Here is a 21,398-nt window from a genome sequence, read left to right on the forward strand (position 1 = left end):
TTCGGCACTGTTCCAACAGATACTTGCGCATGCGTCGCAGGGGCGGCAGATGAGAGTACCTATGGACATCGCAGCATTGATCGCCGACCCGGCCGCCTGGGCCGCCCTCATCACCCTGATCGTGATGGAGGTGGTTCTCGGCATCGACAACCTCATCTTCATCTCGATCCTGACCAACAAGCTGCCCGAGCACCAGCAGCAGAAGGCGCGCCGAATCGGCATCGGCCTGGCGTTGGTGATGCGAATCCTGCTGCTGTCGATGATCTGGGTCATCGTGTCGCTGACCACGCCAGTGTTCGACCTGGGCATTCAGGGGGCGACGGGCGCACATGGCGCACCGAGCTTCGAGACGGCATTCTCGTGGCGCGACCTCATCCTGATCGCCGGCGGCCTGTTCCTGCTGTGGAAGGCGACCAAGGAGATCCACCACACGCTCGATCCGGTGCCGAGCGACGACGAGATCCTGGACAAGAAACAGGTGGTGGGGCTGAATTTCGGTTCGGCGATCTTCCAGATCATCCTGCTCGACATGGTCTTCTCGGTCGATTCGATCCTGACCGCGGTCGGCATGACCGACGAGATCGCGATCATGGTCACTGCGGTTCTGGTCACCGTCGCCGTGATGCTGGTCGCCGCCGACCCTCTGGCGAACTTCATCAAGCACAACCCGACCGTCGTCATGCTCGCGCTCGGCTTCCTGCTGATGATCGGCGCGGTGCTGATCGCCGACGGCTTCGGCGTGCACGTGCCCAAGGGCTATATCTATGCGGCCATGGCCTTCTCCGCGATGGTCGAATCGCTCAACATGATCGCGCGGCGATCCAAGCTGAAGCGCGAGGGCCGGCCCCCTGCATAAGCTTTGCATTGAGCGTTCAGGTGTAAACGGCTAGGCGGACGCATGGCCGTTTTCCTGCACGAAGAAGATATTCCCGAAGGGGTGTTCGCTCCCGGCGCCGACATCGCCGTCGATACCGAGACGATGGGACTGATCACCCCGCGCGATCGCCTGTGCGTCGTCCAGATTTCCGATGGCGGCGCGGACGAGCATCTTGTCCGTTTCGGACCGGGTAGCGACTATGCCGCGCCCAATTTGCGCGCGCTGCTCGCCGATCCGGCGCGGGTGAAGCTGTTCCATTTCGCGCGCTTCGATCTTGCGGCGATTCGTCACTATCTCGGCGTCACGGCGACGCCGGTCTATTGCACCAAGATCGCCTCGCGGCTGGTGCGTACCTATACCGACCGGCACGGGCTCAAGGATCTGGTGCGCGAGCTGCTCGGCCAGGAAATCTCCAAGCAGCAGCAGTCGTCGGACTGGGGCGGCCCGGTGCTGAGCGACGCGCAGAAGGACTATGCCGCGTCCGACGTGCGCTATCTCCACGCGATGCGCGAGGAGCTCGACCGCCGCCTTGCGCGCGAGGGGCGGACCGCGCTGGCGCAGGCCTGCTTCGATTTTCTGCCCCATCGCGCCGAGCTCGATCTCGCGGGTTGGCCCGAGATCGACATCTTTGCGCATATCTGATGTGATGCTGCACCAGCCCGCTCCCCCGCCCGGCCATCCAGCGGCAGCATCCTATGGGTGGCCGGGCGGGGGAGCGGCCTGGCGCCGCTCTTCTTGCACCGAGAACTCGCATGTCTGAGATCGCCCTCCAGGAACGCTCGCGCCGCAAGCACTGGGCGCGTCCGGGGGGAAGCCATGACTATCTCGTCCGCACGCTGCTGCTGATCCTGCCTGCCGGGATCGGCGTGCTCGGCGCATTTCTGGTGATGGCGCCGCTGTTCATGGGCGGGGACGTCTCGTTCGTGCTCGACAAGAACAAGGTCGACATCGCCAATGAACGGCTGCGCATCCAGTCGGCGCGCTATCGCGGCGCAGACGCCAAGGGGCAGGCCTTCGTACTGACGGCGGGCTCGGCGGTGCAGAAGAGCTCGGCCGAGCCGGTGGTGCAGCTCAGCAATCTTGCCGCGGCGATCCGCCTGGCCGATGGTCCGGCAGAGGTGCGGGCCGAGCGTGGCCGCTACGACATGGATAGCGAACAGGTCGCGGTCGATGGCCCGATCGCGTTTCGCAGCGCGGACGGATACCAGCTCGACACGCGCGATTCGACGATCGATCTCAAGACGCGGCGCCTGACCGGCACGGGACGGATCGACGGCAAGACCCCGCTCGGCGCATTCAGCGGCGACAGCATGACCGCCGATCTCGACAAGCGAACCGTGCGGATCGATGGCAATGCCCGCTTGCGGATCGATCCCAAGCGCGCAAATAGGTGAACATGGCCCGTCCGCTCCTCATTGCGTCGATCGCTGCGATCGCCACCACCGCTGCGATTGGTACCGCGGCGCTGGGGCAGGTGCGCCACGATTCGAACGCGCCGATCGATTTCGCCGCGCCGCACGCGGAACTGCAGGACCGCTCGGGCCGGGCTGTCCTATGGGGCGGGGTCCGGCTGAATCAGGGTAACATGACGCTGACCGCCGAGCGGGTCACGGTCACCTATACCGGTCAGATCACCGACGGATCGCCCTCGGTATCGCGCTTCGATGCTGCGGGTGGCGTTACCGTCACCCGGCCCGACCAGACGGCGCGGGCGCAATATGGCGTGTACGACATCAATAAGCGTACCATCACGATGATGGGCAATGTCTCGCTGGTCCAGGGCAGCAACCGCGTGAGCGGCGGGCGGCTGACGCTCAATCTCGATACCGGCCGCGCTTCGATGGACGGTTCTGGCGTCGGCACGACCAAGGCGCCCGACGGCAGCGTGATCCAGTCGGGCGGCCGCGTCACCGGTCGGTTCACCGTCCCCAAGCGCGATTGACCGCAGGCGGGGTTTCGCTCTGCCGGGTTCGACCCTAACTTCCCTTCCGGAACTCTCATGCATAAAACTTGCCAAGTGACTGCGCGGCAAGGAATCGCTAAGCATATCGTGCGATCAGGAAGGGCGTTATGGCAGATATCGAAACGCTGGAACCGGTAGCCGCGGAAGCGGGCACCCCGCCGACATCGGGGCTGGCGGTGGTGTCGATCGCCAAGTCCTATGACAAGCGCGTCGTGCTGTCGGACGTGTCGCTCTCGGTCGGCAAGGGCGAAGTGGTCGGGCTGCTCGGCCCCAACGGCGCGGGCAAGACGACCTGCTTCTATTCGGTGATGGGGCTGGTGAAGCCCGATGCCGGGCGCATCATGCTCGATGGCGTCGATATCACCCCGCTGCCCATGTATCGCCGTGCGATCCTGGGGCTGGGTTATTTGCCGCAGGAAACCTCGATCTTCCGCGGCCTCACGGTCGCCAAGAACATCTCGGCGGTGCTCGAGCTGTCCGAGCCCGACAAGTCGGCACGTGCCGCGCGGCTCGACCAGTTGCTCGAGGAATTCGGCCTGACGCGGCTGCGCGATGCCCCGGCGATGGCGCTGTCGGGCGGTGAACGCCGCCGCGCCGAGATTGCCCGCGCGCTCGCCGCGGATCCGTCGATCATGCTGCTCGACGAACCGTTCGCCGGCATCGATCCGATCTCGATCGCCGACATTCGCGATCTGGTGAAGGAGTTGAAGACCCGCAACATCGGCGTGCTCATCACCGACCACAATGTCCGCGAGACGCTCGACATCGTCGATCGCGCCTCGATCATCTATGACGGCCGCGTGCTGTTTGCCGGCTCGCCCGAGGACCTGGTCGCCGACGCCAATGTCCGGCGCCTCTATCTCGGCGAGGGATTCTCGCTGTGATGCTCGGTGCCCTCGATTAGCCTCCCATGAGCCTCGCGCCCCGCCTTGATCTGAGGCAATCCCAATCGCTGGTGATGACGCCGCAGCTTCAGCAGGCGATCAAGCTGCTGGCGCTGTCGAACCTCGAGATCGAAACCTTTATCGCCGAGGAACTCGAGAAGAACCCGCTGCTCGATGCGGGCGGCGGCGACGAGCGTGAACCCGTGGAGGCGGCGGAGGCCGAGTCGCTTCCCGAGCGCGACGGCCCCGCCGATTCGACCGAGCTGCTCGATGGCGGCGACGCGACGGGGGAGGCCTCGCTCGACGTCGATTTCACCGCCGAGACCTTTCACCATGACAGCGCGGCGGATTCGGTCGGCGGACTCGATGGCGGCCTTGGGCTTGCCGGCACCGGCGGCGGCGGTCTGGGTGAGGACGGCCCCGATTTCGACAGCTTCTGCGCGCCCGATCTCAGTCTGGCCGATCACCTGCTTGCGCAAGCCGGCGCCGTGGTGGACGGCGCGGACCTGTTCATTGCCCAGCACCTGATCGACCAGATCGACGAGGCCGGGTATCTCACCGCCTCGCTGCTCGACATCGCCACCCGGCTCGGCGTGCCGCTCGCGCGGGTCGAGGCGGTACTGGCACTGATCCAGACGCTCGACCCCACCGGCGTCGGCGCGCGTGACCTAGCCGAATGTCTGGCGCTGCAGGCGAAGGAAGCGGACCGCTATGATCCGTGCATGGCCGCGCTGATCGCCAATCTCGATCTGCTTGCGCGCGGGGAACTGGCACGGCTCAAGCGCATCTGCGGGGTCGATGACGAGGATATGGCGGACATGATCCGCGAGCTTCGCGGCTATGATCCCAAGCCCGGCTGCCGTTTCGGCGGCGATCCCGTCGCGAGCGTGACACCCGACATCTTCGTCGCGCCGCGGGGGCAGGCCTGGGCGGTCGAGCTCAACAGCGCGACCCTGCCGCGGGTCCTGGTCAACCGCGCTTACTATGCCGAGGTATCCGCCGGGCCGCAGGACAAGTCGAGCAAGGCCTGGCTCTCCGACATGCTCGCCAGTGCCAACTGGCTGGTCAAGGCGCTCGACCAGCGCCAGCGCACGATCATCAAGGTCGCGAGCGAGATCGTGAAGCAGCAGGAGGCGTTCTTCCGCCATGGCGTGTCGCACCTGCGCCCGCTCACGCTGCGCCAGATCGCCGACGCGATCGAGATGCACGAATCGACCGTCAGCCGCGTGACCAGCAACAAATATCTGTCCTGCGCGCGCGGGCTGTTCGAGCTCAAATACTTCTTCACCAGCGCGATCCAGTCGGCCGATGGCGGTGACGCGGTCTCGGCCGAGGCGGTCAAGAGCGCGATTCGCGCGCTGATCCAGGCCGAAGATCCGAGGAAGATCCTGTCCGACGACACGCTGGTCGAGATGCTCAATTCCAAGGGCTTCGACATCGCCCGGCGCACCGTCGCCAAGTATCGCGAGGCGATGGGCATTGGCAGCTCGGTCCAGCGCCGCCGGCAAAAGGCGCTCGAGGGCGCGAGCTAGGCCGTCTCCTGACGGGCGCTACCTGGCCCGGCCAGCTTCGGTGGCGATCGCATCGAGGTCCCGGTCGAACAGCTGGGCCGCCAACAGTGCTGTCGCTGCGGAGCGGGCGAAGAAGCCCTTCGGGATCGCTGCGAAATCGTCGGTCGGCTTGTGATAGTCGGGATAATCCTCGACCCCGAAATAGGCGAAGGGCATGCCCTGCTGGTGAAAGACGAAATGGTCGGACCCACCGGTCCAGTCGTCGGTGTCCTTCCATGGCGGGCCGTCATGCCCCAGCTTGAGCGACACCGGCGCCTGCGCGACGATCGCCTCGAAACGTGCGCGCAGGAACGGCGAATGATACGCGCCTGCCAGCCATAGCTCGTTGCGGTCGTTGCGGCTCATCATGTCGAGATTGAGGTTCATCGCGATGCGCGACAGCGTCACCGGCGGAGCCTTCGCGAACGCCGTCGATCCGTAGAAACCCTGCTCCTCGGCATCCCACAGCGCGAAGACGATATCGTGGACGGGCCGCTCGCGCGCGAAATGTTCGGCGATCGACAGCAGCACGGCGACGCCGGATGCATTGTCGTCGGCGCCGTTGAGCACCTTGCCGTCGCGAACGCCGAAATGATCGTAATGTGCGCCGATCAGCAGCACCCGGTCGCTGGTGCCCGATCCGCGGATACGGCCGATCAGGTTGGTGCCTTTCAGAACCTCGCCCTTATGCTCCGCTTCGAACGGCTGCTCGAAACCGGCAAGGACCGGTTCGACACCGATCGCCCGCAATCGCTCGCTCAGATAGGCGCGCGCCCTGGCCGAGCCGGCGGTGCCGACCAGCCGCCCGGCCATGTCGTCCGCTGCGAGGATGCGGACATCTTCATAGAGCTGATGCGGCGCCGGGTCGGCGGCTGCAACGGTGAGGCATGTGCCCGTCAAGGCGAGAAGACGCAGTAGCATCGTGCTGATTTGCCGTGGCTCATGATCGCGGCAAGCGAAAAGTCCGCCCCCCAGCTATCCGACGGTCGCCAAATCCTTTGTTGCAGTCCGCGCCGTCCCCGGCCAAGCAACACCCATGAGTAGCATTGGTATCTATGGCAGCCTCGGCCGGATGGGCGTGGCGATCCGCGACATATTGGCGGAACAGGGCGTCAAGTTCGCGGGCGGCGCCGATGCCGGCGACGACCCGGCGGTGCTCGCCGCCGCCGCCGATGCGCTGGTCGATTTCTCCACGCCTGCCGCGCTCGAATCGCATCTTGCCGCAGCGCGCGCCGCAGGTACGCCGATCGTGATCGGCACCACCGGGCTGACGGCGCAGCACCATGCGCTGATCGACGACGCGGCGCGCGAGATCGCGGTGCTCCAGACCGGCAATACCTCGCTCGGTGTCGTGCTGCTCGCGCGACTGGTGCGTGAGGCGGCGACGCGGCTCGGCCCCGACTGGGATATCGAGATCGCTGAGATGCATCACCGCCAGAAAGTGGACGCGCCCTCGGGTACTGCGCTGATGCTGGGCGAGGCAGCCGCGGCCGGGCGTGCGGTCTCGCTGGGCGAGGTCCGCGTCGCCGACCGCGCCGGACTCACCGGCGCGCGTGCGGAAGGGACGATCGGATTCGCCTCGCTGCGCGGCGGCACGGTGATCGGTGATCATCTGGTCGTGCTCGCAGGCGCGGGCGAACGGATCGAACTGGCGCATCGTGCCGAGGATCGCGCCATCTTCGCGCGCGGTGCAGTCAGGGCCGCCTTGTGGCTCGCGGACAAGCCCGCCGGCCGCTACACGATGGATGCGGTGCTGGGCCTTTGAAGAAGGCCGACATTTTCCATTTCTTCGAGCGGCTGGCCGCGGCCAATCCGCATCCCGAGACCGAGCTCGAGTCGGTCAACGACTATACGTTGCTGGTCGCGGTGGTGTTGTCGGCTCAAGCGACCGACGCCGGGGTCAACAAGGCGACCCGGCGGTTGTTTGCCGAGGTCGACACACCGGAGAAGATGGTCGCGCTGGGCGAGGAGGGCTTGCGGCAGCACATCAAGACGATCGGGCTGTTCAACGCGAAGGCGAAGAACGTCATTGCGCTTTCTGAAGCGCTGATCGCCGACCATGACAGCCAGGTCCCTGCCGACCGCGACGCGCTGGAGGCGCTTCCCGGCGTCGGACGGAAGACTGCGAACGTGGTGTTGAACGTCGCCTTCGGGCAGGAAACCTTCGCGGTCGATACCCACCTCTTCCGCCTCGGCAACCGGACCGGCATTGCGCCGGGCAAGACCCCGCTTGCGGTAGAGAAGAAGCTGGAAAGGAATGTCCCGCAACCCTTCCGCCTGCACGCGCATCACTGGCTGATCCTGCATGGGCGCTATGTCTGCAAGGCGCGTACGCCCGAATGCTGGCGTTGCATCGTCGCCGACCTGTGCGCCTACAAGCCCAAGACGCCCGCGCCCAAGGGTTGGAAAGAACCCGCGGTTTAGCGCTGGCGCACCGCGAATTGCTTTGCTAGGCGCTTGTCGCCACGCACCCGTAGCTCAGCTGGATAGAGCGCTGCCCTCCGAAGGCAGAGGCCACAGGTTCGAATCCTGTCGGGTGCGCCAGTTTTCTACTATAAACACAGTCGTTTAGCAAGCCGGGCAGTTTGCGTATCGGAACCCGAAAATCGTCGCGGAAGCGTGGCGGAAGCAGTAACAGGCGTACCGTAGCGTGGCGCAGCCCGTTCTCGGGGGGGTAGGCGCCGACCTGCTTCACAGGTTGACCTTTCGGGCCCGAGCGGGGATAGCTCCTCGGGTGCGGCACCCGTAGCTCAGCTGGATAGAGCGCCACCCTCCGAAGGTGGAGGCCACACGTTCGAATCGTGTCGGGTGCGCCATTTCACCTTCCATGACCGTGGTGCTTGCTAGGTGCGCACCGGTCGAGAAGCGGCCGCAGTAAGTGATCGTAAAGGCTACAGTTTCCGGCCGTTTCTAGGTGAGGTGTAGGTGCGTTGCAGCGCGCCCCACCCGCCAAATTGTCCTGTTCCAGACGTGCTACCGGCTATCGCGGCGTAGACGCGTCTGATTCAAAATCCAGTTCCGAGAGGAGTGCCGGTTCGACCCCGGCGACCCGCACCATCAAAATCCTTGTCCAAAACAATCACCGTCGCGACAAGATGGGACTCGCCGGGGCTTAATCTGCCATCGCGCCGAACGTGAGCGGGGGAAGTGATCGGCTGTGAGAGGCCAGTCACGGTGCAGTGCTCTTGATGCGGCGACGAGCCCGGCTAACATCAGTATTTGAGGTTCAATTATTCGGCTCATGTAAACCTGATTGACAAGCGTGGGTTCGACCAGCGGCATGGCCCCAGTCGAAAAGTCGCATCATATACTGGCGATCAAACAGCTCGTGCGGCGCACTGTCGAAGGTTGGATCGATGGCTTCGATGCATAGGCTTACGTTTGAACCTTCGGCGAACGCCCGATAGCTTCCGATCGCGCGCCGATCGCTTGCCCCGATCACCGTTTCAAGCGCCCGTTCTATAATCGAGAACGCACTTGGCGCTACGGTCATGTAACGCGGTGCTAGAACGCCGTTATAGAGAAGGGTCATCCCTGGACGGCGAACTCCCGGGACATCCGCACCGGCGCCTGCGGATAGGAGCGCATCCGGTACGACGAAAACGCTGCTGGTGGTTCCCCCATCGACGTGCATTTCCGTGAATGGCTCAGCGCCGCTATGCACCGCCACCTCGACCGGAGGAAACACGCCCGGGATGCTGGCGGACGCGAGCAATATACTCCGGATGAGCTCGACCTTGTCAGCAGCGCGACTGGCGGCGATTTCGCCAACGTCCCAGACGACGCCGCGCTGAGCATCGAGGTTGGTTGTCAGGACCAGCAGACGACGGCCCGCGCGGTGCTGAACAGCGATACGGTCCACGATGTCCGCAGTCACATGGCGAGCGATCAGCCGACGAAGCGGCTGGGTGCTGGCAAAGCTCGGGCCTCCCAAGGCGCCCCGGACGGGGGTTCGACGAAAGATGTCGTTCGCGTCGATGCCGGTGTAGAGCGCGCGAAGGGTCGCGTCTTCATCCGAGCCAAGAAACGCAAATGGCGCAATCAAAGCTCCGGTGCTGACCCCCGTCACGAGCGCGAAGGTTGGTCGTGAGCCGCGTGCGCTCCAGCCATTGAGATAGCCTGCGGCGAAAGCGCCTTTATCCGAGCCGCTCGATATCGCGAGCATCTCGAACGACTGGTCCCCTTCTGCCGGCCTATCTGCAAGCCAGCGCTGTCGCCAGTTCAACCACGCGGCCGGCGAAGCATCTGCCCAAAAGCGGATCGGCTCGGTATAGCCAGGCACTACGGCGACTGCCTGCATGCCTGCGGTTGCCGGCAGCCGCGAGGGTGTCGCACAGCCGCCGAGCGTTGCCGCGACCAATGCGACCGCGACTGAGGCTTGTGCGGCCCTCAATCCATCTTCTCGTGGAAGGCACAGAGCTCCGGCACGATCTGGCTGCGGAACTTCGAGCCGCTGAACAGACCATAATGACCCGTCTCTTCCAGGACCAGATGGCGTTTGCTCGACTCCGGAAGCTTGGTCGTCAGCTCGAGTAGGGCGCGCGTTTGGCCCAGGCCGGTGATGTCATCCCGACCGCCCTCGATCGCCAAAATCGGGGTCTTCTCGATAGAGTCCAAAGAGACAGGCGTGCCCCGAAATGCGAACGTCCCGTTTGCGAGCGCGTTTTGCTTGAAAACTCGATGGACCGTCTGGAGGTAGAACTCGGCAGTGAGATCCATCGTGCTGAGGAACTCCCCGTAGAAGCTGTCGATCTTATCGGCAGCCTCGTAGTCGCCGTCGGCGAAATGATCGATCGCGGCGCGCGCGGACTTTTGATGGCGTTCCGGGTTCATGGCGACGAACGCCGTCAACTGCAGATACCCTGGATACACAGCACGGTGTGCTCCCGGAAACCGCGCCGGGACGGTGGTGATGAGCGTGTCGGCGAACCAGCCGTCGTCATGGCCTGCAGCGAGCTGATTCACCTGGGTCGGCGAGCGCGACACGTCGATGGGCGAGCCCATGACGGTGAGGCTCGCCGGCAGCACGCCATCGCCGATCGATCCGCCTTCGAGGAGCGCCACCGTTGCGGCAGCCGGCACGCCCGCTTGGCAGACAGCCACGAGATGGGTGGTGGGACCAAGCTGTCGGACGAAGGCGACAAGATAATCGATGTAGTCGTCGAGGTCGAAGCCACCCTCGTGCATAGGCACCTCGCGAGCATCCGCCCAATCGGTGATGAACACGGTGTAGGCGGGTAGGAGATCTCGAACGGTCTCCCTGAGCAGCGTCGCATAATGCCCTGCCATCGGTGCGACGAGCAGCACATGTGGGGCCTCCTGGCGGTTTGCGACGTCGAAGCGCAGCAGTCGACAGAAAGGACGCTGGACAATGACCTCCTCGTTCACCGTGTGTTCGACGCCGTCGATTTCAACGTTGTCGATGCCGAAAACGGGTTTGCCGTAGGGCTCGGTCAGACGGCGGAGGAGCGACAAAGAGGCTGACTGTGTGCGTCGAAGTGTCAGAGCAGGCGGTTCAAACCCCAGCGCCTGCGCTGCGGCAATCCAGGGCGGCTTCACGTTGCGATCGTCGAGCGCACGCGCCATTGCACCGAGTTGTGTGGACGGAAGACGCCAGGCCTGCCGCCATCCATCGACCCAGTCATAGCTGTTCATGAAGTTAGGGTAGGCCATATCCGCAATCCCTATTTTTGAGGTTCTCTCGCTTGACGTCCGATCAGCGTCTGGGCGGCCTGCGCGAGCACCAATTCCTCGTCCGTTCGCAGACGGATCAGCTCGAATGACGGAAGGTGATGGAGGCGTGCGGCGACTGCATCGCCGATCGCGATGTCGTTGCTGCCGACGCCACCCGTAAATACCAAGGCCTGCATTCCGCCGAGCGAGACGCCGAGCGCTGCCGCCGCCTCGGCGATCCGCAGCACCCAATAGTCGACGGCGAATGCCGCCGCCTCGGTATCGGTCGCGCGGATCGTCCTGAGGTCTCCGTCGGTGCCGGATAGCGAGGCGAGACCGCTTTTATGGTAAAGAAGGTCTTCCACCACTTCGACGCCGGCGTCCTTGACGAGGTCGAGGATGACACCGGGATCGATCGCGCCGCTCCGGGTCTTCATCGGTACGCCATCCAGTGCGGTCATCCCCATCGTTGTGGCGACGCTCCGTCCATGGTGAAGCGCGCACAGGCTCGAACCGCCGCCGAGATGGGCAACGACGACGCGTTCGAGCTCCGGCCGTTCGGCGGACAAACGAGCCGCGATCGACTGGTACGAGAGGCCGTGGAAACCGTATCGGCGGTAACCAAGCTTTCGCAAGCCTTCGTAGAGCGGCAGCTCATAGTTGAGAGGCGATATGGACGCGTGAAATGCGGTGTCGAAGCAGCCAATTTGGAGGGTGTCTGGCTGTGCGATGCCAAGCGACTGCGCGATATCGAGCGCCGGTCCTTGATGCTGGGGAGCGTACCGGGTGAGATCGCGCAGACGGCCGATCTTCACGTCGTCGAGTATTGTGGGCTCGCTGAAGTCGGCACCGCCGTGAACGATCCTGTGGGCGACGACAGCAATCTCGACGCTCGGAATGTCGATCGCGGCCTGATCGAGGATCCTCGAGGCCACCTCCTCCAGCCCACCGTTGACTGTTTCACCAGGCCCTACGATGTCCAATCGCCAGCCGTCGCGCTCGGCGGTCGCCTGGCTGCTCCAGAGCACTTGCGTCGGCGCGTCCAGCAGGCGAAGGCTGGCTTTGAGGCTGGTGGAGCCTGCGTTGAGGGTCAGGATGGCGGGCGTCACATTGCCACTCCTGCTCTGCTCGCGAGCACGGCCAGGGCGCAGGACATAAGGCGCGACCGCGCTCCGTCCGCACGGCTGGTGAGCGCGATGGGCAGGCGAGCCCCGACAACGATTCCGGCGGACTGAGCGTCACCGAGGAAGGTCAGCTGCTTGGCCAGCATGTTGCCGGCCTCCAGATTAGGGACGAGCAAGATGTCGGGGTCCCCGGCCACGGCCGAGAGGATGCCCTTCTCTTGCGCCGCCGCCGCAGAGATCGCGTTATCGAATGCGAGTGGGCCGTCGACGAGGCAACGACCGAGTTGTCCGCGCTCGGCCATCTTGGCGAGGGCGGCAGCGTCGACGGTCGCCACCATATCGGGGGAAACCGTTTCGACAGCAGCCAGTGCCGCCAGCTTGGGAGGATCGCCACCGAGTTCGAGGGAGACGAACAAGTCGATCGCGTTGCGAGCGATGTCGGCTTTCTGCGCGAGGGTCGGCGCGATGTTGATCGCGCCGTCCGTCACCATGAACAGCTTGTGATAGTCGGGATCGTCGAAGATGAAGACGTGGCTGAGGCGCCGAGCGCTGCGAACCTTCGGATTGGCGAGGACGGCATGCAGCAACTCGTCGGTATGGAGGGCCCCCTTCATCAGGGCTTGCACCTGGCCCTCTGCCACCAATAAGCCGGCGCGTTCGGCGGCTTCGTGGCTATGCTCGGTCGGGACTGTCGCCCAGCCGTTCAGATCGATGCCAGCTTCCTCTGCGGCGACATTGATCTTCCTCTCGGGTCCAACGAGAACCGGCTCGATCAGACCCGCGTCGCGTGCCTCCGCCGCGGCACGCAGGACGACTTCCGTGGTGGGGTGGACGATCGCCATCCTGATCGCGCCGCGACCGCGCGCGCGCTCCAGCAGCGTATCGAAACGCTCACCGGCCGGCATTGGGTCGATCCGAGGCTGTATAGGCAGCGAGGTCAGTCGCCGTCTGCCACCCCCCGCCGAGGGCCTTGTCCACGCTGACGGCGTCGGCGATCACGGTCGCCTCCGCCTGTGCCAGCCGGTCTTCGATCGCCGACACCTGACGCTGTACGTCCAGGACGTCGGTGAGCCCGGTTTCGCCGGCCTGATAGCGAAGCCTCGCGAGTTCGAGGGTGCGCGTAAGCCGATCTCGGGCGGCGCGGAGCCGGTCGGCCCGGTTGCGGTCCTCCCTGTATCGCAAGAGCGCGGTTTCCACGTCGGAGAGGGCGCGCAAGACCGTCGCGTTGTAGGTCGCGAGCTTCTCATCCAACACGGCCTGCTGGCGACGCACCACAGCGCGCCGACGCCCGCCGTCCAGGATGGGGAGAGAAAAGCCGGGGACGAGCGACCCGTACCGACTGGCGCTGTCGACCAGGTCGCCGAGGCTGAGCGCTTCCAGGCCCAGACTGCCGGTGATCGAGAAGCTGGGATAGAGGTCGGCAGTCGCAACGCCGACATCGGCGGTCGCAGCCGCCAGTTCGCGCTCGGCGCGCCGAATATCGGGCCGTCGTCGCAACAGGTCGGAAGGCAGGGCTGAGGGCAGGACCGGCGCCCGAAGGGTCGCTTGGGGGGCATCGGACACGATCGCCTCCGCCGTCCCGGGTTGCGCGCCCAACAGCACGTCGATGCGATATAGCGCCGCTTTGCGATCGGCCAGGAGCGGTGGAATCGCGGCTTCGCTCTCGGCCAGCTGGCTTTCGGTCCGATCGGATTCCGATTGGGCTTCTTCACCCGCCGTGACCAGACGTTGGGTGAGGTCCGCCGTCTGCCGCGATGCCGAAAGCGTTTCGTTGGCCACAGTGATGCGGCGCTCGGCCGCGCGGAAATCCGCATAGGCGCGGGCGACGTCGCCCGCGACCCGGACCAGGGTGTCGTTGCGGGCCTCGGCTTCAGAGCCCAATCGCGCCTCGGCCGCCTCGACCTGTCGGCGGTTTCGGCCGAACAGATCCAACTCCCAACTGGCGTCGAATCCGCTTCGATAGACCGTGTAGTCCAAATCCGGCGTGACCAGATCGGTCGGGATATTGGCCAACTGCTCACCATTCTCGCTCAACCGGCGGAGCGTCGTCGTGCCCTGTGCGTCGAGCTGCGGCGATCGCCCGCCCCGCGCTTCGTCGGTGCGGGCCCGCGCCTGGCGGATACGCGCTTCGGCCACCGCGACATCGGGATTGGCCGCCAGCGCGCGGTCGACCAAGGTCACCAAGGTCGGGTCGCCATAGCCGGTCCACCAGCGGTCGAGCGCCTCACCCTGCCCGGTCGGGGCTTCGCGAAAGGCGGCCGGGATCGCGGGCGTCGGCGCGCGGAAATCAGGTCCGACCGTGCAGGCCCCGAGCATGAGCGCCGGCAAAGCGGCGGTTACGAACCTCCTGGTCATGCGGTCCTTCTCCGAAAGATGAAATATGCGGTCCCGAGCGTTCCGACGGCGATCACGGCGATCGGCCAGAGGCTGGACCAGATCTCGACAAAGCCGCTCCCCTTGAGGAACACGCCCTTCACGATGACGATGAAATGCCGAAGCGGATCGATCCAGCTGACCCACTGCAACCACAGCGGCATGTTCGCGACCGGGGCGATGAATCCCGACAAGAGGATCGCAGGCATCATGAAGGTGAAGACGCCGAGAAAGGCTTGCTGTTGGGTCTCCGAGATCGCGGAGATGAACAGCCCGAAGCCGCAGAGCGCGAGCGCGTACAGCAGCATGCCGGTGTACAAGACGAGCAGCGACCCGGTGAACGGAACGCCAAAGATGAAAATCGCGACAAGGACGATGATGGTGGCCTGAAAGGTTCCGATCATTACCGCCGGAATCGTCTTGCCCAACATGATGAGCGCCGGCGACAGGGGTGAGACCAGGATCTGGTCGAGCGTTCCCTGCTCGCGTTCGCGGGCCACGGACAAAGCGGTCGTGATCAACACGCCCAGCGTCGTCATGATCGCTACCAGGCTAGTGACGATCGACCAGCGTCCTTCAAGGTTCGGATTGTACCAGTTCCGCGTAACCACTTCGGCGGAACCGAATGATCCGCGCGAACGCGGGTCGCCCGATATCTCTGCACCGTAGCCGCGGACGATCTGGTCGACATAGCCCTGCGCGAGTTGCGCACTGTTGGATCGGCGACCATCGCCGATGACTTGGACAGACGCCGCATCACCGCGCGCGAGATCACGAGAGAAGGATGGCAGGAAGCGAACCGCGAGCAGGACTTGTTGGCGATTGAGGGCATCGCGCAGTTCGTCGTCGCTGGTCAGTATGCGCACCTCGCCGAACGCCTCGGCGGCGGCGATGCGCTGCACGATCTCGGTCGAGGCCTTGCCGCCGTCTTGATTGAGGATGCCGATCGACGCGTCTCGCACGTCGAGCGTGGCGGCGAACGGAAACAGAATGACCTGCAGGATCACCGGCATGATCAGAAGGCGCACCGCCGCCGGGTCGCGAGTGAGCGCCTGAAGCTCTTTGACGATGAGGGTGCGAAGACGATTCCACATCAGTCGAGCGTCCGCTTGGTCTTGAGCGCCGTGAGCCCGAGGAAGATTGCGGCGATCAGCGACAGCGCCATCGCATTCAGCCAATAGAGTTGGCCGGCGTAATCCGACTGGAACAGGGTCTGAAGGATGGTCACGAAATAGCGGCCCGGGAGGATCGACGCGACGATCTGCACCGGCTGGGGCATGCTGCCGATCTCATAGACGAAGCCCGAGAGCATCATGACGGGGAGGAAGGCGGCGTTGAGCGCGGCCTGGGCGGCGTTGAACTGGGTGCGGATCGCCGTCGACAGCAACAGCCCCAGTCCAAGAGCGGTGCCGAGGAACAGCGCCGTCGCCAGAAACAGCAACAGGAGCGAGCCTCGGAACGGCACGTCAAGGACGGCGGTCGCGAGGACGACGCAGATCGCCATGGAAACCATGCCCAGCCCGAAATACGGAATGATCTTCGTCAGAAGCAGTTCGGTGCGGGTAATCGGAGTGGAAAGCAGCGCCTCCATCGTGCCACGCTCCCATTCACGGGCGACAACGAGCGAGGTGAGGAGCGCCCCGACGACCGTCATGATCACGGCGATCGAGCCGGGAACCAGCGAGTTGCGGCTGATCGTCGAAGGATTGAACCAGTAGCGGGCGACGGTAGAGACACCCGCCTTCTGGGGTGAGGCTTCGCGGCTGCCACGCTGCTCGCGCCATACCGAGACCGCGCCCGACACATAGGCGTTGACGAAAGCGGCGGTGTTCGGCTCGGTCCCATCGGTGATCGCCTGCACCTCGCCCCGCCCACCGCGTTCGACGGCCCGCGAGAAGCCATCCGGCACGACGATGAAGCCTCCGACCTCGCCGCGGTCGAGCAGTCGGGCAGCGGTTTCGCGGTCGCCGTTATAGGTCACGCTGAGATAGGGCGATCCCGCGATCGCAGCGGCGACGTCCTGCGCCGGCGAGCCAGAGTCCTCAATGACGACGGCGACCCGCGTCGTGCCTGTGTCGAGGTTCAGCCCGTAGCCGAACAGGAACAGCATGATGAGCGGCATGAGTCCCGCGATCAGGATGCTCGACGGATCACGCAGCGTTTGGATGGTCTCCTTGCGCACCAGCGCCCACAGCCGTCGGCCGGACAGCTGGCCCGTTTTTGGACCAGGGCTCTGGGTCTCGCCGGTCATGCCGCTTGTCTCTCGTCGTCGGCGCGATCGGCGCGCTCGACGAGTTCGATGAAGGCGTCCTCCATCGAAGGGTCGTCATCGTCTTCGGTGGCAGCTTCGGCGCGAAGGTCGTCCGGCGCGCCGCTCGCGATCAGCTTGCCGCGGTAGATCAGGCCGATACGGTCGCAATACTCGGCCTCGTCCATGAAATGGGTCGTGACCATCACGGTCACCCCCTTCTCGACGACCCCGTTGATGTGGGTCCAGAACTCGCGGCGGGTGAGCGGATCGACGCCCGAGGTCGGCTCGTCGAGGAACAATATGGCTGGGTCATGCATGATCGCGCAGGCGAGCGCGAGGCGCTGCTTGAAGCCGAGCGGCAGCGCGTCGGGCGACATGGCGAGATAGGGTTTGAGCGCGAAGGCGTCGATCATCGCGTCGATCCGTTCGCGTCGGTCGCTGCCGTCGAGCCCGTAAATGCCCGCGAAGAACTCCATGTTCTGGCGGACCGAGAGCGTGCCGTAGAGCGAGAACTTCTGCGCCATATAACCCAACCGCTGGCGCGCATCGCCCGGCGACCGCTTGAGGCTGTAGCCAAGGACATTGGCGTCCCCGCTGCTGGGCACGAGAAGCCCGCAGAGCATCTTGAACGTCGTCGATTTCCCCGCACCGTTTGGGCCGAGCAGGCCGTAGATCTCGCCACGTTTGACATCGAAGCTGACGTCGTCGGTGGCCGCAAAGTCGCCGAAGCGCTTCGTAAGGTGTTTGGCCTCGATCACGACTTCGCCGGCGGCTTCTTCCCTTTGACCGGCATCCTGCAGCAGCTTCGCCACGACGGACTCGCCGCCGGGACCGCCACCCAGAAGATCGATCACCGCGTCCTCGAGCCGGGGCTTGACCTCTTCGAGCGTCGCGCCGTCGCCCGCCTCGGCCTCAGCCAGATCGAGGGGGTCGTTCCTGTCCTTGAGGACCACCCGGACCGCGCGGCCCTGGATGACCCCGTCCTGGACCTTGTCGGACTTGAGCGCATGTTTGAGCACCTGGCGCCGATTGCCCGTGATGTTGCGGATCAGCCGGCTGCGTCCCTGCATGCGCTCGGCCAATTCGTCGGGACTGCCGCAGTAGAGCGGCTTGCCGTGGTCGAGCAGGATAACTTCGGGACAACGTTCGGCCTCGTCGAGATAGGCGGTCGACCAGATGATGGTCTTGCCTTCCCCGGCCAGGTCGCCGACCATCTTCCACAGCTCGCGTCGCGAGATCGGGTCGACGCCGACGGACGGTTCGTCCAGGAGCAGCACCTGCGGATCGCCCAGCAACGTGCAGGCGAGGCCGAGTTTCTGCTTCATGCCGCCCGAAAGCTTGCCCGCACGGCGCTCGGTGAAACGCTTCAGGTCGGTGAACTCCAGCATCCGCTCGAACATGTCGGCGCGCTTGGCCGGGTCGACGCCGCGGAGATCCGAGTAGAGCGTCAAATTCTCCAGGACGGTGAGGTCCTCGTAGAGGCCGAAACGCTGGGGCATGTATCCAAGTTGTTGGCGCAGCGCGTCGCCCTGAGAGGCCGGTTCGAGGTCGTTGACAGTGAGCTTGCCCCTCGTAGGGGTGAGCAGGCCCGCGATCATCCTGATCAGCGTGGTCTTGCCCGCGCCATCGGGGCCGACCAGCCCGGTGATGATGCCGGTCTTGATGCTGGCCGAAAGGTCATCGATGGCCACCACCTCGTCGTTCTTGCCGAAGCAGCGGAAGAGATTTTCGAAGACGATGGCGTTCTGGAGATCGGTCATCGGGCCTGGTCTCTGACCGGACCGCCGTCGTCGGCGAACTGGACGGTGATGGGCATGCCCTGGCGCAGGCGCGAATCCGGGTTCAGGACAATGACGCGCGCGCGATAGACGAGATCGGTCCGCAGTTCCGGGGTTTCGACGGACTTGGGCGTGAATTCCGCGGTCGGGGACACATAGCCGACACGGCCTCTGTAGATCTTGCCGGGCGCGGCGTCGGTGGTGATGTTGACCATGGCCCCCGGCGCGACGAGCCCCAGGTTGGCGGCATCGACGAAGATGCGGGCCCAGACCGGCTGGGCGAGGGCTTGGGTGAAGGCGGTCGTACCCGCCGAAACATTCGCACCGTTTTCAATCGCACGGGTGAGGATCGTTCCATCCGACGGCGCCAGAAGCACCGTGTCCTGAACCCGAATACGAATGCGCTCGGCAGCCGCCTGCGCCCGGTCGACGTTGCTCGCGGATTGCTGGATCTCCTGGCGTCGGGTGCCGGCTCGCTGTTCGGAAAGCGCTTGTTGGGCGCCGCGCAGCTGCGCCGCCGCCTCATCGCGGCGGCTGACGGCATCTAGCCAGCTTCTCTCCGCGATTGCGCCGGTGCCCCGCAGCGTCGTCAAGCGGTCGACGTCACCTTGCGCATTCGTGAGCGAAGCGCGCCGCTCCGCAACCGTCGCTTCAGCCTGGGCGATGTCCTCCCGGCGACTGCCCTCGCGGAGGAGATCGAGTTGCGCGCGCTGTGCGGCGGTATTGGCTTCTGCTTCGGCCAGATCGGCCTGAAGGGGCTCGGCGTCGAGCTTGGCGACCACTTGGCCGGCGCGCACCGTATCGCCTTCGTCCACCAGTACCTCAATGACCCGGCCGTCGACGCGGAACGACAGATCGACCTCGCGGATGTCGATATTGCCGTAGAGCTCCAAAGGCTCGTCGCCGTCGCCCCAGGGGCGCACGATCAAGAGTGTCGCGCCGACGACGAGCAGGACTGCGGCAATGACGGCGATTGCGAGGGTGCGACGGCTGGGACGCGGCATGTCAGTCCTTCTTCAATAGGTAGCGGTGTGAAGCCCGTATCGGCATGCCCGCGATCCCAACTGTCAGTGCAAGGAGAAACAGAGCGGGAAGCGGGGTCCTGCCGATGACCCAAAGATTTACGATGGTCGCCCCCAAAGACACGCAAGCGAGCATTACTGCTCCGGGAACGGCTGTGCGGCGGCTGATCAGCATCGCGGCGCCGAACAGTTCGACGCCGGCAGTGAAATAGCGGAACCACTGGCCCCACCCGATTGTCTCGAAGAGACCGACCATACTTTCGATACCGACCAGCTTGAGCACACCGGCGGTGCCGAACAGCAAGGCCGCCGCAGCGCGCGCGATGCGCCAGCCGGTCCGATGAACTCGAGCGGCTCCGGTCATCGTGCCGCCTGCCGTCCAAAGGGCCTATCGGTCGCGGGGCGTCGATCTTTCCCTAAACTCTCGGTGATCGCGTCGAGGTGGGCGAGCGCGACATGTTCGATCACCCCCAGCGCGCCGTCGTCGAGCCGCTGCCATGCGGCAGCTCTAAGTGCAGCGGCGTGTCCCATTCGGAAAATCAGGACTTGTCCCAACAGCGCGACCGACCGCACCCTCGCTTCTTGGGCGGAGAGACCATGATCCGAGACGATCATGAGCAGGTCTTGCAACCTTCCGAGCACTGGATTCATTATATTGCTGAACAATATCTCGAACGCTTCGGTCGGCCCCGCTTGCTCGCGCGCGACAAACCGCGAGAAGGAAGCGTAGCGCTCGTCGAGCATCACGCGCAGCAAGGTGGACACGAGACGACGAAGCTCTAGGCGCGCGTCGTCGGAAGTTGTCAGCAGACTCTCTTGATCACCTCGGATGGCGAAGTGCACCTGCGGTCCAAGAATGTCTGCGATATGCTGGGCCGCGGCGAGATACAGCCGTTCCTTGCTTCCGAAGTGATAGGTGATCGATGACATCGGCGTCTGGGCTAGCGCCGCTATCTCCCGGGTGCTGACTGAGTCGACGCCGCACATGCCGAATCGATCAATCGCGACAGTCAACAGGGCGAACCGGGTCTCAGCGTCAGCCATGAACCTCTATTCATTCATTCGAACGAGTGAGTCAACTCCCCTCGACGATGGCGGTGAACCCCGCCAAGACCGAGTGAGAGCCATTCGGAACCGAACCTGGCGCCATTCATTCGAGTGAGTAACACTATGGGCAAAACTGAGACGACCAAGGGGCACAACCCCGATGAGACGCGGAGGCGTTTGGTGGAAGCGGGTCTGGACCTGTTCGGACGTGGAGGGCTCGATGCCGTATCGACGCGTCAACTTGCCGACGCCGCCGGGGTCAATCTCAACGCCATTCAATATCATTTCGGCGGCAAGGAAGAAGTCTATCTGGCTGTCGCCAGTCATATCGTCGAGTCGACGGGTGCCGCCATCCGGGCGGCCGCCGAGGCAATCGCTGCAGACGCAGACAATCTGAAGCCCGACGAAGCGGCTTGGCGCGTCGGTAAGATATTGAGTTCGGTCGTCGGGGTGATCTTCGGCACACCGGACGCGTCAACACGCGGTGCATTCATGTTGCGCGAGCAAATGCAGCCGGGTCGCGCCTTCGATCTGATCTACGAAGGCTATGTCGAGGCCGTGCACCGGGCAATTTCTGCTCTCTGCGCCCGAGCACGAGGACTGGAGGCGGATGACCCGGAGGCCATCATCCAAGCCCATGCGATGTTCGGCCAAGCGCTCGCCTTTGGCGTGGCGCGTGACACCCTGGCGCGTCGGCTAGGGCGCGCGCAGCTGGGGATTGAAGATCTCTCCGTCATTGGTCCCATTCTCGAGGGCAGCGCGAGACGCGCCCTGATCGGCGACGGCGATGGTCCCACCAGAGCGGCCCCGTCAACCTAACGACGCCTGCTGGCGGCGCGGCAGGGTTTGCCCCTGT

At 64.7% G+C, this 21,398-nt stretch carries 21 protein-coding genes and 2 tRNA genes; 11 read left to right on the forward strand and 12 right to left on the reverse strand.

Annotated elements, in window-relative coordinates; genetic code table 11:
- The first annotated feature begins 49 nt into the window (after nucleotides 1-49).
- The 6 genes from BDW16_RS12525 (at nucleotide 50) to rpoN (ending at nucleotide 5,256) form a co-directional block, all read left to right on the forward strand.
- A complete protein-coding gene (locus tag BDW16_RS12525; protein WP_371836676.1) occupies nucleotides 50-856 on the forward strand; it encodes a TerC family protein in 807 nt (268 codons plus the stop codon).
- Between the two features lie 42 nt (nucleotides 857-898).
- Entirely contained in the window at nucleotides 899-1,519 is a 621-nt protein-coding gene (locus BDW16_RS12530; RefSeq protein ID WP_066572166.1) for a ribonuclease D, read from the forward strand.
- A 110-nt stretch (nucleotides 1,520-1,629) separates the two neighbouring features.
- Nucleotides 1,630-2,271 carry an LPS export ABC transporter periplasmic protein LptC gene (lptC, locus tag BDW16_RS12535; protein ID WP_066572164.1) on the forward strand — a complete coding sequence of 214 codons (642 nt, stop codon included), beginning with the start codon at nucleotides 1,630-1,632 and terminating at the stop codon, nucleotides 2,269-2,271.
- A gap of 2 nt (nucleotides 2,272-2,273) precedes the next feature.
- Complete coding sequence (locus tag BDW16_RS12540; protein WP_066572158.1) at nucleotides 2,274-2,819, forward strand: LptA/OstA family protein; 546 nt, start codon at nucleotides 2,274-2,276, stop codon at nucleotides 2,817-2,819.
- A gap of 128 nt (nucleotides 2,820-2,947) precedes the next feature.
- Complete coding sequence (gene lptB, locus BDW16_RS12545; RefSeq protein WP_066572154.1) at nucleotides 2,948-3,724, forward strand: LPS export ABC transporter ATP-binding protein; 777 nt, start codon at nucleotides 2,948-2,950, stop codon at nucleotides 3,722-3,724.
- 26 nt (nucleotides 3,725-3,750) lie between these two features.
- Nucleotides 3,751-5,256 (forward strand): RNA polymerase factor sigma-54, encoded by a 1,506-nt coding sequence (gene rpoN, locus BDW16_RS12550; RefSeq protein ID WP_066572149.1) that lies wholly within the window; start codon nucleotides 3,751-3,753, stop codon nucleotides 5,254-5,256.
- Between the two features lie 18 nt (nucleotides 5,257-5,274).
- Here the strand turns inward: rpoN and BDW16_RS12555 are convergent, their stop codons facing one another.
- A complete protein-coding gene (locus BDW16_RS12555) occupies nucleotides 5,275-6,195 on the reverse strand; it encodes a M28 family peptidase (RefSeq protein ID WP_066572148.1) in 921 nt (306 codons plus the stop codon).
- 115 nt (nucleotides 6,196-6,310) lie between these two features.
- Here BDW16_RS12555 and dapB point away from each other — a divergent pair, with 115 nt between their 5' ends.
- The 4 genes from dapB (at nucleotide 6,311) to BDW16_RS12575 (ending at nucleotide 8,090) form a co-directional block, all read left to right on the forward strand.
- Nucleotides 6,311-7,039, forward strand: coding sequence for a 4-hydroxy-tetrahydrodipicolinate reductase (gene dapB, locus BDW16_RS12560; RefSeq protein WP_066572145.1), 729 nt, complete (start codon nucleotides 6,311-6,313; stop codon nucleotides 7,037-7,039).
- Complete coding sequence (nth, locus tag BDW16_RS12565) at nucleotides 7,036-7,698, forward strand: endonuclease III (protein ID WP_066572142.1); 663 nt, start codon at nucleotides 7,036-7,038, stop codon at nucleotides 7,696-7,698. Before dapB ends, nth begins: the two co-directional genes overlap by 4 nt.
- Nucleotides 7,699-7,741: 43 nt before the next feature.
- A tRNA-Arg gene (locus tag BDW16_RS12570) sits at nucleotides 7,742-7,818 on the forward strand.
- Between the two features lie 195 nt (nucleotides 7,819-8,013).
- Nucleotides 8,014-8,090: transfer RNA gene (locus BDW16_RS12575), tRNA-Arg, on the forward strand.
- A gap of 410 nt (nucleotides 8,091-8,500) precedes the next feature.
- On the opposite strand, the gene BDW16_RS12580 is transcribed toward BDW16_RS12575, so the two are convergent.
- From BDW16_RS12580 to BDW16_RS12630, 11 genes are all read right to left on the reverse strand, one after another.
- Nucleotides 8,501-9,574 carry a patatin-like phospholipase family protein gene (locus BDW16_RS12580; RefSeq protein WP_083954108.1) on the reverse strand — a complete coding sequence of 358 codons (1,074 nt, stop codon included), beginning with the start codon at nucleotides 9,572-9,574 and terminating at the stop codon, nucleotides 8,501-8,503.
- A gap of 89 nt (nucleotides 9,575-9,663) precedes the next feature.
- Entirely contained in the window at nucleotides 9,664-10,929 is a 1,266-nt protein-coding gene (gene phaZ, locus BDW16_RS12585; protein ID WP_066572130.1) for a polyhydroxyalkanoate depolymerase, read from the reverse strand.
- Between the two features lie 29 nt (nucleotides 10,930-10,958).
- Nucleotides 10,959-12,056 carry an acetate/propionate family kinase gene (locus BDW16_RS12590; protein ID WP_066572129.1) on the reverse strand — a complete coding sequence of 366 codons (1,098 nt, stop codon included), beginning with the start codon at nucleotides 12,054-12,056 and terminating at the stop codon, nucleotides 10,959-10,961.
- Nucleotides 12,053-12,976, reverse strand: coding sequence for a bifunctional enoyl-CoA hydratase/phosphate acetyltransferase (locus BDW16_RS12595; RefSeq protein WP_066572128.1), 924 nt, complete (start codon nucleotides 12,974-12,976; stop codon nucleotides 12,053-12,055). Before BDW16_RS12595 ends, BDW16_RS12590 begins: the two co-directional genes overlap by 4 nt.
- Nucleotides 12,963-14,426: an efflux transporter outer membrane subunit gene (locus tag BDW16_RS12600; protein ID WP_083954106.1), complete on the reverse strand. Its 1,464-nt coding sequence runs from the start codon at nucleotides 14,424-14,426 to the stop codon at nucleotides 12,963-12,965. Before BDW16_RS12600 ends, BDW16_RS12595 begins: the two co-directional genes overlap by 14 nt.
- Complete coding sequence (locus BDW16_RS12605) at nucleotides 14,423-15,538, reverse strand: ABC transporter permease (RefSeq protein WP_066572123.1); 1,116 nt, start codon at nucleotides 15,536-15,538, stop codon at nucleotides 14,423-14,425. Before BDW16_RS12605 ends, BDW16_RS12600 begins: the two co-directional genes overlap by 4 nt.
- Entirely contained in the window at nucleotides 15,538-16,695 is a 1,158-nt protein-coding gene (locus BDW16_RS12610) for an ABC transporter permease (protein WP_066572121.1), read from the reverse strand. Before BDW16_RS12610 ends, BDW16_RS12605 begins: the two co-directional genes overlap by 1 nt.
- Complete coding sequence (locus BDW16_RS12615) at nucleotides 16,692-18,455, reverse strand: ATP-binding cassette domain-containing protein (RefSeq protein ID WP_066572118.1); 1,764 nt, start codon at nucleotides 18,453-18,455, stop codon at nucleotides 16,692-16,694. The genes BDW16_RS12610 and BDW16_RS12615 overlap by 4 nt, the downstream gene beginning before the upstream one ends.
- Nucleotides 18,452-19,477 carry an HlyD family secretion protein gene (locus BDW16_RS12620; RefSeq protein WP_083954105.1) on the reverse strand — a complete coding sequence of 342 codons (1,026 nt, stop codon included), beginning with the start codon at nucleotides 19,475-19,477 and terminating at the stop codon, nucleotides 18,452-18,454. Before BDW16_RS12620 ends, BDW16_RS12615 begins: the two co-directional genes overlap by 4 nt.
- Nucleotide 19,478: 1 nt before the next feature.
- The gene (locus BDW16_RS12625) at nucleotides 19,479-19,859 is read right to left on the reverse strand and encodes a DoxX family protein (protein WP_054763918.1); all 381 of its coding nucleotides are present in this window, start codon (nucleotides 19,857-19,859) and stop codon (nucleotides 19,479-19,481) included.
- Nucleotides 19,856-20,539, reverse strand: coding sequence for a CerR family C-terminal domain-containing protein (locus BDW16_RS12630; RefSeq protein WP_066572103.1), 684 nt, complete (start codon nucleotides 20,537-20,539; stop codon nucleotides 19,856-19,858). Before BDW16_RS12630 ends, BDW16_RS12625 begins: the two co-directional genes overlap by 4 nt.
- A 183-nt stretch (nucleotides 20,540-20,722) precedes the next feature.
- Between BDW16_RS12630 and BDW16_RS12635 the strand changes: the two genes are divergently transcribed.
- Nucleotides 20,723-21,361, forward strand: coding sequence for a CerR family C-terminal domain-containing protein (locus BDW16_RS12635; protein WP_164519407.1), 639 nt, complete (start codon nucleotides 20,723-20,725; stop codon nucleotides 21,359-21,361).
- The last annotated feature ends 37 nt before the right edge of the window (nucleotides 21,362-21,398 follow it).

Source organism: Sphingomonas koreensis (genome assembly GCF_002797435.1).
GTDB classification, from domain to species: domain Bacteria; phylum Pseudomonadota; class Alphaproteobacteria; order Sphingomonadales; family Sphingomonadaceae; genus Sphingomonas; species Sphingomonas koreensis.